Here is a 12720-nt window from a genome sequence, read left to right on the forward strand (position 1 = left end):
CACCGGGAGAAGGATCGTGAACGAACGCATCGAACAGGACTGGACCGCCGTGTGCGAACTCAGCGATATCGTGCCGGACACAGGCGTCTGCGCGCTCGTGAAGGGCACGCAGGTCGCGGTGTTTCATCTCGCGGGTGAAGACTCGGCCGTCTACGCAATCGATAACTACGATCCGCATTCGCAAGCGGCCGTACTGTCGCGCGGCATCGTCGGGAATCTGGGCGAGCGCATCGTCGTCGCATCGCCGATCTATAAGCAGCACTTCGATCTGCGCACCGGCGAATGCATTGAAACGCCCGGGCTTTCCGTGAGCGCGTATCGCGCGAAGGTCGCGGGCGGCAAGGTGTGGGTCGCGGCATGAAGACCGAATATGCGGTCGCGGGCATGGCCTCGCTGAGCGATGTCGTGCCGCGCCAGCGCCTCGTCGTCATCGGCAACGGCATGGCGGGCATGCGCACGGTCGAGGAACTGCTCAAGATCGCGCCGAGTCTGTACGACATCACCGTGTTCGGCGCCGAGCCGTACGGCAACTACAACCGCATTCTGTTGTCGCCGGTGCTCGCGGGCGAGAAGTCCGTCGACGACATCATTCTCAATACGCGCGAGTGGTACGACGCGAACGGCATCAAACTGCATGCGGGCGACGCGGTCATCGAAATCGATCGCGGGCGGCGCATCGTCCGTTCGCAGAAGGGCGTCGAGGCGCGTTACGACCGCCTGCTGATCGCGACCGGCTCGAAGCCGTTCATCATTTCCGTGCCCGGTTGCGATCTCCCCGGCGTGATCGCGTTCAGAGACATTCAGGATGTCGAAACGATGCTGGAGGCGGCGCGAGATCATCGTCATGCGGTGATTATCGGCGGCGGCCTGCTCGGGCTCGAAGCGGCCAATGGCTTGCAGCGCCAGGGCATGTCGGTGACCGTCGTGCATTCGAGCGAAAGCCTGATGGATCGTCAACTCGATGCGACCGCTTCCGCGCTGCTCAGGCGTTCGCTCGAAGCAAAGGGCCTGCGTTTCGCGATGGCTGCGCAGACGACCGAAATCATCGGCGAGGACCGCGTGCGCGCGGTGCGTTTCGCGGACGGCACGCAGATCGACGCGGACCTCGTCGTGATGACGGCGGGCGTGCGGCCCAACATCGCGCTCGCGAAAGAAGCCGGTTTGCATTGCGAGCGCGCGATCGTCGTCGACGACACGTTGCAGACCTTCGATCCGCGCGTCTATGCGGTGGGCGAATGCGTGCAGCATCGTTCGGCGACGTTCGGTCTCGTCGCACCGATCTGGGATCAGGCGCGCGTGGCGGGCGCGCATCTCGCGGGCGCGGGGCATCGCCGCTATGTGCAGCGCGCGACCGCGACCAAGCTGAAGGTGACGGGCGTCGATCTGTATTCGGCGGGCGATTTCATCGGCGGCGACGACAGCGAGGATGTCGTACTGCGCGATCCGCGCCGTGGCGTCTACAAGCGTCTCGTGTTGCAGGCGGGACGGCTGATCGGCGCGGTGTTGTATGGCGACGTGAAAGACGGCGGCTGGTACTTCGATCTGATTCAGCGCCGCACGGACGTATCGCATCTGCGCGGGAAATTGCTGTTCGGCAAGGCGCTTTGCGAAAGTGAGATTTCAAATTGAGCATTCCCATCGTTCCGGTTTCGGTAAAGACCACGTGCCCTTACTGCGGCGTCGGCTGCGGCGTGAAAGCGACGCCCAGGACTGCAATCGAAGTCGCGATTTCCGGCGATGAAGCGCATCCGTCGAACTTCGGACGTCTGTGCGTGAAGGGCTCGGCGCTCGGCGAAACGGTCGGACCCGAAGGGCGTCTGCTCGCGCCCAAGCTACGCGACAGGCATAACGGTTCGCTATCCGAAATATCATGGGATAACGCGATCGACACGGTCGCGAACGGCTTTTCGCGCATCATCGCGGAGCATGGTCCGGAGGCGGTCGCGTTGTATGTGTCGGGCCAGTTGCTGACCGAGGACTATTACGTCGCCAACAAGCTGATGAAAGGCTATATCGGCAGCGCGAACATCGATACGAATTCGCGGCTGTGCATGTCGTCGTCGGTGGCGGGGCACAAGCGCGCATTCGGCGAAGACCTCGTGCCGATGAATTACGAAGATCTCGAACTCGCGGACCTCGTCGTGCTGGTGGGATCGAACACGGCGTGGTGCCATCCGATTCTCTTCCAGCGCATCGTGAAGATGAAGGAGAAGCGGCCCGAGATGAAGATCGTCGTGATCGATCCGCGCCATACCGCGACGTGCGAAATGGCCGATCTGCATCTGCCGCTCAAGCCCGGCAGCGACGTGCGGCTCTTCAACGGGCTGCTCGCCTTCCTCGCGGAACACGGTGCGACCGATGCCGCTTTCGTCGATGCACATACCCGCGGTTTCGACGATGCGCTCACCGCGGCAGGGTCTTCCGATCTCGCGCAAACCGCGAAGGACTGCAAGCTCGATCAGCATGACCTGATGGCGTTCTATCGGCTGTTCGCACGCACGGAACGTGTGGTGACCGTCTATTCGCAGGGCGTGAATCAGTCGAGCGCGGGCACGGACAAGGTCAACGGCATCATCAACTGTCATCTCGCGACAGGGCGCATCGGCAAGCCGGGCATGGGGCCGTTTTCTTTCACGGGTCAGCCCAACGCGATGGGCGGCCGCGAAGTCGGAGGCCTCGCGAATACGCTTGCCGCGCATCTCGAACTCGGTGATCCGCTGCAAGGCGAGATCGTGCAGACGTTCTGGAATTCGCCTGCGATCGCGAAACGCGCCGGATTGAAGGCAGTCGAGTTGTTCGATGCAATCGACTCGGGCCGCGTGAAAGCGGTGTGGGTGATGGGCACCAATCCGGTCGTGAGCCTGCCCGATGGCGAACGCGTCAAGCGCGCGCTCGAACGATGCGAACTCGTGGTGAGCTCGGACATCATCGAGAAAACCGATACCAACGCGTTCGCCGACGTGCTGCTGCCCGCACTCGGCTGGGGCGAGAAAGACGGCACCGTGACGAACTCGGAGCGGCGCATCTCGCGCCAGCGCGCGTTCATTCCGGCGCCGGGCGAGGCGCGCGCGGACTGGCAAATTATCTGCGATGTCGCGCGGCGCATGGGCTTCGAAGGCTTCGATTTCGCGGGTCCGCATGAGATCTTCGACGAGCACGCGCGTCTCTCGGCGTATCGCAACGATGCGTCCACAGGCGTGCATCGCGCGTTCAACATAGGCGGGCTGACGGGCCTCGATCGCGCGCAATACGACGCGCTGGAGCCGACGCAATGGCCGCTGCGCTCCGTCGAGGAAGGCAGCACCGCGAGGCTCTTCGAAACGCGCCGCTTCAGTCACGCGGACGGGCGCGCGCGCTTCGTTCCTACCGCGCCGCGCGATCCCGTCAACGCGCCCGACGAAGACTATCCGCTCGTGCTCAACACGGGACGCGTGCGCGATCAATGGCACACGATGACGCGCACGGGACGGTCCGCGAAGCTTGCGGGACACATCAGCGAATCGTTCATCGACATGCATCCGCAAGACGCGCTCGCATGCGGCGTGCGCGAAGGCGAACTGGCGCGCGTGTCGAGCCGCTGGGGTTCCATGATCGCGCGCGTGCAGCACGGCGGCGGCATGCCGCGCGGCAGCGTGTTCGTGCCGATTCACTGGAACGATCAGGTCGCATCCGATGCCCGCGTCGGTGCGGTGGTCAATCCCGTCGTCGATCCTGTTTCCGGCGAGCCGGAGTTCAAGCACACGCCCGTTGCGATCGAAAAATTTCACGTGTCGTGGCACGGCTTTTCGCTGTCTCGCACCGCACCCGATCTCGACCTGGTCACGCACTGGACCCGCGTGCATGGCGCGCGCCACGTGCGTTACGAAATGGCGGGCCGCAATCGCTTCGATACAGCGCATGGCGATCATCACGAGTGGGCGCGTGCGCTCTTTCATATCGACGATCAACACGCGGACTGGATCGAATACGAAGACAAGAGCGCGGGCGTGTATCGCGCGGCGCACGTGGTGGATGAGCGCATCGAGAGTTGCGTGTTCATCTCCGAGCGGCCCGATCTGCCCGCGCGCGCATGGCTCGCGACGCTCTTCGACAAGGACCGGCTCGACGACGAAGACCGCGCGAGTCTTCTGCTCGGCCAGCCTTCGGCCAAAGGCGAGGACACGGGGCCGACCGTGTGCTCGTGCTTCGGCGTCGGACGCACCACGATCTGCAACGCGATCCGCGACAAGGGACTGAAAACGGCGGCCGAGATCACGTCGTGTCTGAAGGCGGGCGGCAACTGCGGGTCGTGCGTGCCGGAGCTGAAGAAGCTCGTGGTCGAGACGGAGATGGCGCGGTTGAGCACGGTCTGACTTTGTTCGTGTCAATGTTGCAAATACGGGCGCATGTCGCCCGTTTTTTACGTCCGCAAGCCCTCCCACTATTCGGGTGAACCCTCGGAAAGCCCCGAAAACAGGGCGTTTCCGGCGTGTCGTGCTGCCCGAATGAGCGGTGGACAACCCAATTTTCTCACGAATTGTTACGACGTGAAATCTAGTGTTGGTTACCCCACGCATCGCCCGGTTCATCTTCCGTACAGTCACATCAAAACACAGGCAATTGAAAGACCAAAGCCTGAATACATCAAAAGAGTGATACGGGGATTGCGATGAAGAACGCAAATCGAATCGACCATGCGGAAGGCCAATGCGCCACGATCCGCCCGACGGAGGCTCAAGCCCCGTCGCAAGCATACCTCGACCTGTTGCACGAGCCGCGACATCAGTTGATCGAAGTCCGCGACGTTCGCACCTCGCACCGCCTCTGACCGGTTAGCTCGCGCCCAAGGCGCATCCTGTTCCACACGCTCGCTGATTTTCGTGCTGATTCACCAAGGCGAAATTCAGTCTTGCATATGAAATAGGAATGCTAACTAAAAGAGTTTGTTGTCGTGCCCGCTACATACTGGCGTCGATGTAGCTGGATAAACCCGTGCGCCTACACTTGGAGACTCACCATGCAACGCAAACTGATCGCAGCAGCCGCCGTCCTCTCCCTCGTTTCCGCCGCGGCTTTCGCAACGGGCACGAACTCCAGCTCGAGCTCGACCTCGGGCGGCAACACCGCAGCGGCCGTGTTCGGCTACGGCGCGTTCACCGCGAGCAACTCGGGTATCGCCAACGGCAACGCGTCGGCGATCGCTGGCCAAGGCTTCGGCGTGACGGGCAACGCGACCAACGCGACGACCGGCCACATCAACACGTCGTCGGCGGGCGGCAAGGGCTTCGGCGGTTCGTCGGCAACGGGCACCTCGGGCGCCGACGCTGCTGCGAACGCCTGGAGCAAGCTGGGCGGCGGCTGGCACTAAGCACGCGGCGACGGACGGCGAACTTCGCCGCAACGGGGTTCGCTTTCCTGAAGTCGACGTGACCGCAGTTCGAAGAAAAAAACAACGAAATCCAATCTTGTTCATACGTTAAGGAATGCCAATCATGAAACGTACTCTGATCGCTGCTGCACTGCTCTCGTTCGTCTCCGTCGCCGCGATGGCCACGAGCACGAACTCCGGCTCCTCCTCGACCTCGGGCGGCTCGACGGCCGCTTCGGTTTCGGGTTTCGGCCACTTCACCGCCGCCGATTACGGCACGGCCAACGGCAATGCGCAAGCGCTCGCCGGCAGCGGCTTCGGCGTGACGGGCAACATCACGAACGCCACGACGAGCCACACCAACACGTCGAACGCAGGCGGCTTCGGTCACGGCACCGCAAAAGCCGGCGGCACGTCGGGCGCGGATGCAGCGGCCAACGCGTGGAGCAAGCTGGGCGGCGGCTGGCGCTAAGCCGGTCTGTGATCCAAGGCAGGGGCGGCGTCATGACGAGCGCGTGCTTGCAAGACTCCGCCTTTGCCGAACCCTATAAAAAAACTCTAAGTCGTCCGGGACCGTCATGCGTCGTGCCGTTCCCTTCCTTCCGGAGCACCAAATGAACAAGACCACATTGCAACTGGCGTGCGCGGTTCTGTTTTGCGCAACACAACTGGCCTACGCCGACACCACGGCCAATTCCTCGTCGGGCTCGGTTTCGGGTTCGACGTCCACGGGCATCGGCCAGGGCGGCGGCTCGAGCCTGAACAACATCAACACGTCGGCGAATTCGACGGCCAACACCAAGTCCAATTCGTCGTCGGTGGGCGGTCTGGGTGTCGCGACCGCGAGCGGCGGACATTCGTCGGCGCAGGGCGGTTCGTCGAACGTGAACATCTCGCTGTCGATGCCGCAGCTCACGAATTCCGGCACGGACGCGAGCGGCACCGACGCGACCAACAAGGCGGCATCCGGCCCCGGCTCGAGCGCCTTCGACACGCGCACGACGGTCGACTACAACCAGAGCTCGTACTCGGTGCGCACGACGCCCGCGATCGCCGCGCCCGCGCTGACGACGACGCTCTCCGACACCTGCATGGGCTCGGCCAGCTTCGGCCTGTCGATCACGGGCTTCGGCGCGACCGGCGGCACGACGCTCGTCGATCAGGCTTGCGTGCGCCGTCTCGATGCACGTGAATTTCGCGCGATGGGCCTGACCGATGTCGCGCTCGCACTCTTGTGCCAGAGCGACGCGAACCGCCGCGCGGTCGAGGCGACGGGCCATCTGTGCCCGGGCACGACCACGCCGCTCGCGAAGTCGGGCGCCGACGCGGTCTTGTCGGACGACGAGAAGTATCGCGATCCGCTGGTCCGCGCGCGCCTCGGCCTGCCGGTGACCGCCGCGAACAATCCGGACGTCAACCTGAAGTCGCAGGACGACGCGAAGCAGGCTCAGCCGGCGCCCGCGAAACAGGTCGCGCAGCCGACGCCGGTCGCGGCACGCGTGTACGATCAGGCTGACAGCACGAACGGCGTCGAAGTCGCGAACGCGCCTATCGGCGAGAAAATTGAAGTCTCGCTCGTGAAGTGAGGAAGCAGCAAGTCCGGGGCGAAGTGGCGCCGCGGAACAGAAGAGGCGCGCCTGGGTAACCAGGCCGTCTCTCCCTTTGAAGGGTTGGCTCTGAAAGACTGGTCCCGGAGAGTCAACCCTCGTTTTCCCGCTGAGGCATGCGATGAAGAGTCACAAGAACATGGCGGCCATCGCGCTCGCGGCGAGTGCGACCGTTTCGATGACACCGATGAGCGCGCACGCCGCTGCGAGCGCTGGCGTCATCTGGGCCGCGAACCCGGTCGGTGTGCAGGCGATGCCCGATGCGCAGGCGCTCGCGCTCTTGCCTTCGAGCGGCTATGTGCCCTTGCAGACTTCGAGCGGCAAGTGCCTGCTCGTCGCGCGGCGTGGCACGCAGATCGTCGCGGTGGAATTGTCGCCGCTCACTGTCGGCGCGAAAGTGGTCGGATGGAAGCCGCAGCAGATCGACATGAGCACGCTCACGTCGAAGTGGGGTTATACGCCGCCGGCATCGTCGATCGATACGAAGAGCTTCGGCAATTCCGTCACGAACACGATCTCGGAACAAGGCAAGACCGATACGTCGAAGGGCGGATCGTATGCGCGCGCGAGCAGTTGGGGCAACGGCAACGTCGAAGCGCATAGCAGCGCGATCGCATCGAGTTCGGGCGAGACCGAAACCGCCGAGTCCGTGACGGTGAACGGCAAGACGTATCGCAAGTACAGTCATTTCAAGCCGGCGACCGCCGAAGCGCCGGTCGCGGTATCGGACGAATATTTTTGTCAGTGACGCGCGGGCTTTACGTAGTCGCGGACTTCGTTTCGACGACCGGCGGCACGGGCAACGCGACGTCCTCCGCGCTGCGGGGTTCATTGCCGAAACGCGCGACCGAGAACGAGAACGTGTTGATGCCGTGCTCGCTCGTCGCCGACACCGTGCCGCGATGCATCTCCGCCACCGCCTTCACGATGGCGAGCCCGAGGCCGTGATTTTCGCGGCTGTTCGTGCGTGAACTTTCCGCGCGATAGAAGCGGTCGAAGAGATGCTCCTTCACATGCGGCTGAATCAGCTCGCCCGGATTGGCCACCGCGATACGAATGCGTCCATGTTCGCGCGTGATCGACACGGCAATCGTCGCGCCCGGCGCGCAATGCTGGATTGCGTTCATCACGAGATTGGACAGCGCGCGTCCGAACAGCGACGTGTTGACGAAAGCGCGGGCATCGCCGCTTGCGACCGCGCGGACCTGCGCCTCTTCCATCGGGATTTCCAGAAACTCGAGCGTGCGGTTGACCTCCGCCGCGAGCGACACTTCGACGAGCCCCGTTGCGCGCTCGCCCTGATCGGCGCGTGCGAGAAACAGCATGTCGTTGATGATCGCGCGCACGCGTTCGAACTCTTCGAGATTCGATTGCAGCGTATGACGCAATTCGTCGATGGAACGGTCGCGCGTCAGCGCCACTTCGGTCTGACCGATGAGGATCGTCACGGGCGTGCGCAGTTCGTGCGCGACATCGGCGTTGAAGGATTCGAGCCGTCCGTATGCGTGATCGAGCCGTTCGAGCGCGCCGTTGAAGGACTTCGCGAGATCATGCAGCTCCATCGGCAGCGCGCGGGTGTTCAGGCGTTGCGAGCGATTGGTCGGGCTCAGCTTCGATGCATCGCGTGTGAGTCGCGCGAGCGGCGCGAGGCCTAAGCGCGCGACCGAATAACTCAGCAGCAGCACCGCGATGGTCGATAGCGCCATGAACGCGGCAAGTGCGAGACCGAAAGCGCGCATCGTATGAACGTTGGGCGCGCAATCGATCGCGACGAAGAGCTGCAAGGGCGGACGGTCCGCGTTCGGCGGAATCGTCATCGTGGTCATCAGCATGTCGTACGCGCGGTCTTCGGGACGGAAGTGCACATAGCCGCCCATCACGCGCTTGATCACATGGCCTGCGGGCGGCGAGCCGTATTCGAAGCGCGGATCGTTACTGGAGACGGCGAAGAGCGTGGAGCCGTCGCGCGGCGTGATGTCGGCGAGCTTCTCTTTCGCGATCTTCCATTTATCCGGATTCGATACGTGCGTGACGATGAGCCGCGCGACTTCCGCGCGATTGTCGAGCGAGTCGCGCAGATGCTGCTCCAGTTGCACGCGCAGCACCAGAAAGAGCCCGGAGCCGACGAGCGAAAAGACGAACAGCGCGACGAGCGCGAACATCACGGCAAGGCGCCGCGCGATGGAGCGTTGCGTGCGTGGCTCGTCCGTCGGTGATGCCCACGGCGTGTTCATGATGGTCTCGCGTCTTCCCTTGCTTCGCGCGTGTCGCGGGCTTCGCGCACTTCGAGCACGTAGCCCATGCCGCGCACGGTATGCAGCAGTTTGGTGCGGAACGGTCCGTCGAGTTTCGCGCGCAGCCGCTTGATCGCCGTTTCCACGACGTTCGTGTGGCTTTCGAAATCGACTTCCCAGACGAGCTCGGTGATCGCGGTCTTCGAGAGAATGTCGCCGTGACGGCGCGCGAGCACGGAGAGCAACTGGAACTCCTTCGCGGTGAGATCGAGCCGCACGCCGTCGCGGGTCGCGCGGCGGCCGATCAGATCGACGTATAGATCGCCCACGGAAATAAGCGTCGATTCCTGCGCGCGCGTGCGGCGCGCGAGCGCATGCAGACGCTCGACGAGTTCGAGGAACGAGAACGGCTTCGTGAGATAGTCGTCCGCGCCTTCGCGCAGGCCGCGCACGCGATCGTTGATGTGATCGCGCGCGGTGAGCATGATGACCGGCGTCGATTTCTGCAGGCGCAGCGCCTTCAATACCGAGAAGCCGTCGCGTCTTGGCAGCATCACGTCGAGCACGATCACGTCATAGTCGTATTCGATGGCGAGGTGCGTGCCTTCCTCGCCGTCCATTGCGATGTCGACGACCCAGCCTTGCTCGGTCAGCCCCGAGCGCAGGTAATCCACCACTTTGTGTTCGTCTTCGACTATCAGGACTTTCATGCCTGGCACCTGTGCGCGTTCAGTGTGTGTTTACCGTATTGTCCAACTGCTTACTATACGAGTCTCGCGGGCATCCTGCTTACGTTTCGATCAACGTCAGCGTGCGGATCATTTAGCGGTTGCCGCATTGGTTGCATTCGCAACTTCTTCATCGTGCGCCGCGTCATTCGCATTCCAGCCGCCGCCCAGCGCCTTCACGAGCGCCACCGATACCGTGCGCTGCTGCCCGTGAATCTGCACATCCTGACGCTCGCTCGTGAGCAATTGCTGCTGCGCGGTGATCACATCGAGATAGGCGACGAGCCCGCCCGAATAGCGATCGTTCGCGAGCGACAGCAATCGTCGCGCATCTTCGACCGCCGCGTGCGATTGTTTCTCCGCGCCGTCCAGCACCGACAATCCGACGATGCCGTCCTGCACCTGCTGAAACGCCCCGAGCACGGTCTGCCGATAGTTCGCGACGGCCGCGACATAGCCCTCGTTCGCGAAGTCGACGGCGGCCGAGCGGCGGCCGCCATCGAAGACGACCTGGCTCGCCATCGTGCCGATGGTCCAGAGCAGACTCGGCGCGGAGATCAGGCTGGAGAGCGCGGTGCTCTCCCAGCCGACGGTGCCGTTCAACGTGAGGCTCGGAAAGAACGCCGCCTTTGCGACGCCGATCTGCGCGTTGGCCGCGGCCATCGCGCGTTCCGCGGATGCAACGTCGGGCCTGCGCTGCAGCACGTCGCTCGGAATGCCGAGCGGAATCGGCGGAAGCGAGCGCTCGCTCAGCGCGGGCGCGATCGAGAACTGCGGCGCGGGCGTGCCGACGAGCGCGGCGATCGCATGCTCGAATTGCGCGCGCTGATTCAGAAGCAGTTGCGCCTGCACGCGCGTCTGGTCGAGCAGCGCCTGTTGCTGCAACACGTCGAGGCCGGATACCGCGCCCAGATCGTGTTGCGCTTTCACGTAGTCGAGCGCTTTCTGCTGAAGATCGACGGAGCGGTTCAGCACGTCGATTTCGGCGTCGAGCTCGCGCATCGAGAAGTAGTCGCCGGCGAGATCGGTGGTCAGCACGAGACGCGCATTCGCGAGATCGTCGCGCGATTGGTCCGCCGATGCATGCGCGCTTTCCACTTCGCGCCGAATGCGGCCAAAGAGATCGAGATCGTAATCGACGGTCGGCGCGAGCTTCAGATCGTTCTGCACGGTCGAGCTGTTCGGCGTCGCGTAGTTGTTGACGGGCCGGTTCCGCGAGATGCGCGAGCGCGACGCGTTCGCGCCGAGATCGACTTCGGGCAACGCGAGCGCCGATGTCTGCGCGAGCGTCGCGCGTGCCTGGGCGTAGTGCGCGCTCGCGGCGGCGAGCGTCTGGTTTTGCGCGAGCGCCTGCGTTTCGAGACCGTTCAGCGTGATGTCGTCGAATGTCTGCCACCAGTCGAGCGCGAGCGGCGCATGCGAGGGCTCGCCCACGCGCCAGTACGAATCCGTCTTCCATGTCGGCGGCGTTTCGGCGACCGGCCTGCGATAGTCCGGCCCGACGGTGCACGCGGCGAGCATCGCAACGAGCGAGATGCAAAGCGCGGCTTTCATGATGCGGCCTTTTTATCCGAAGCGGGCTGCTGCGGCTTCTGCGGTGCGATCACGACATGATCGCCATCCGCCACCGAATCGCTCGGGTTGATGATGACCTTGTCCGTCGCCTCGATGCCGCTCTCGATTTCGAGCGATTGCCCGAGATCCTGCGCGATCACGATCTTGTGCAGACGCACGTGCCCGTCGGCATCGACGACCGCGAGACGCGGGCCTTCCGAGCGGAACAGCAGCGCATTGCCGGGCACGAGAAGGCGTGCATGCGCGGTCGCGGGCACGGCGACCTGCACATATGCGCCGGGACGCAGGCGGCCATCGGGATTCGGCAGTGTCACTTCGATCTGCAACGAACGCGTGGGCACGTCGATCGCGCCGGAGATGTGCGTGATCTTGCCGTGAAACTGCTCGCCGGGCAGTTCCGCCTGCGTGACGGTCACGTCCTGATTGAGCGACACGTTCTGCGCATACGCCTGCGGCAACTGAACGAACACGCGCAACGGATCGGACTGTGCGAGCGCGAAGAGCGCGCGGCTCGTGCCGCTGCCCGCATCGATGAGATCGCCGACATCGACATTGCGCTGCGTGACGACGCCCGCGAACGGCGCGACGATGCGCTTGAACGCTTCGAGCTGACGCAGGCGCTTCACGTTGGCATCGGCGGCGGCGAGGTTCGCGACGTCCTGGTTGTAGGTGCTTTGCCGCTCGTCGAGTTCCTGTTGCGAGACCGCATCGCGCTGACGCAATTGCTGCCAGCGTTCGAGCGAGCTTTTCGCGAGACCGAGGCTCGACGCCGTCTGATCGCGTTGCGCGACCGCCTGCGCGAGTTCCTGATCGATCTCGGGCGTGTCGAGATCGGCGAGCAACTGGCCTTGCTTCACGCGCGTACCGATATCGACATACCAGTGCAGCAGATAACCCGTCGCGCGCGCGTAGATCGGCGATTCGACGAAGCCGCGCAACGTGCCCGGCAAGGTCGTTTCACCGCCGCCGTCGGTCTGCTTCGGCAGCACGACGTTCACGTACTGCTGCGCGTTTTGTTGCGTGCGCGAAGCGATCGAGCGGCTATGCAGCACATCGGTGACGACGGTGCGCGCCGCGCCGATCGCAAGCAACGCGAGCACGATCACGAGCGCGATCTTCGCGCGCTTCCATTCGGCATGGCGCGGCGGCAGCGCGGGCCCTTCGTTCGGGTCGCGCGCGGGAATCGCAAGCGATGCGTGGTTCTTTTCGGTCATGTTCGTCGGGATGCT

Annotated in this window: 11 protein-coding genes; 7 read left to right on the forward strand and 4 right to left on the reverse strand. The window is 63.9% G+C overall.

The features are described from left to right. The first annotated feature begins 16 nt into the window (after nucleotides 1-16). The 7 genes from nirD (at nucleotide 17) to NOV72_RS01745 (ending at nucleotide 7702) form a co-directional block, all read left to right on the forward strand. Nucleotides 17-361: a nitrite reductase small subunit NirD gene (gene nirD, locus NOV72_RS01715; protein WP_106852839.1), complete on the forward strand. Its 345-nt coding sequence runs from the start codon at nucleotides 17-19 to the stop codon at nucleotides 359-361. Beyond that, nucleotides 358-1629 (forward strand): NAD(P)/FAD-dependent oxidoreductase, encoded by a 1272-nt coding sequence (locus tag NOV72_RS01720; protein ID WP_106853230.1) that lies wholly within the window; start codon nucleotides 358-360, stop codon nucleotides 1627-1629. The genes nirD and NOV72_RS01720 overlap by 4 nt, the downstream gene beginning before the upstream one ends. Next, on the forward strand, nucleotides 1626-4352 hold the full coding sequence (locus tag NOV72_RS01725; protein WP_425428696.1) for a nitrate reductase: 2727 nt from the start codon (nucleotides 1626-1628) through the stop codon (nucleotides 4350-4352). Before NOV72_RS01720 ends, NOV72_RS01725 begins: the two co-directional genes overlap by 4 nt. 644 nt (nucleotides 4353-4996) lie before the next feature. Next, nucleotides 4997-5347 (forward strand): hypothetical protein, encoded by a 351-nt coding sequence (locus NOV72_RS01730; protein ID WP_106852840.1) that lies wholly within the window; start codon nucleotides 4997-4999, stop codon nucleotides 5345-5347. 124 nt (nucleotides 5348-5471) lie between these two features. After that, nucleotides 5472-5819, forward strand: a complete 348-nt coding sequence (locus NOV72_RS01735; protein WP_181290788.1) for a hypothetical protein — start codon at nucleotides 5472-5474, stop codon at nucleotides 5817-5819. A 142-nt stretch (nucleotides 5820-5961) separates the two neighbouring features. Continuing rightward, on the forward strand, nucleotides 5962-6933 hold the full coding sequence (locus NOV72_RS01740; RefSeq protein WP_106852842.1) for a hypothetical protein: 972 nt from the start codon (nucleotides 5962-5964) through the stop codon (nucleotides 6931-6933). 142 nt (nucleotides 6934-7075) lie between these two features. Then, nucleotides 7076-7702 carry a hypothetical protein gene (locus tag NOV72_RS01745; protein ID WP_106852843.1) on the forward strand — a complete coding sequence of 209 codons (627 nt, stop codon included), beginning with the start codon at nucleotides 7076-7078 and terminating at the stop codon, nucleotides 7700-7702. A 10-nt stretch (nucleotides 7703-7712) separates the two neighbouring features. Here the strand turns inward: NOV72_RS01745 and NOV72_RS01750 are convergent, their stop codons facing one another. From NOV72_RS01750 to NOV72_RS01765, 4 genes are all read right to left on the reverse strand, one after another. Then, nucleotides 7713-9188 (reverse strand): heavy metal sensor histidine kinase, encoded by a 1476-nt coding sequence (locus tag NOV72_RS01750; RefSeq protein ID WP_106852844.1) that lies wholly within the window; start codon nucleotides 9186-9188, stop codon nucleotides 7713-7715. Then, entirely contained in the window at nucleotides 9185-9898 is a 714-nt protein-coding gene (locus NOV72_RS01755) for a heavy metal response regulator transcription factor (RefSeq protein ID WP_106852845.1), read from the reverse strand. Before NOV72_RS01755 ends, NOV72_RS01750 begins: the two co-directional genes overlap by 4 nt. Before the next feature lie 108 nt (nucleotides 9899-10006). Next, complete coding sequence (locus tag NOV72_RS01760; protein WP_106852846.1) at nucleotides 10007-11470, reverse strand: efflux transporter outer membrane subunit; 1464 nt, start codon at nucleotides 11468-11470, stop codon at nucleotides 10007-10009. Continuing rightward, on the reverse strand, nucleotides 11467-12705 hold the full coding sequence (locus tag NOV72_RS01765) for an efflux RND transporter periplasmic adaptor subunit (protein WP_106852847.1): 1239 nt from the start codon (nucleotides 12703-12705) through the stop codon (nucleotides 11467-11469). Before NOV72_RS01765 ends, NOV72_RS01760 begins: the two co-directional genes overlap by 4 nt. Nucleotides 12706-12720: the final 15 nt, after the last annotated feature.

This window comes from Caballeronia novacaledonica (assembly GCF_900258035.1).
GTDB classification, from domain to species: domain Bacteria; phylum Pseudomonadota; class Gammaproteobacteria; order Burkholderiales; family Burkholderiaceae; genus Caballeronia; species Caballeronia novacaledonica.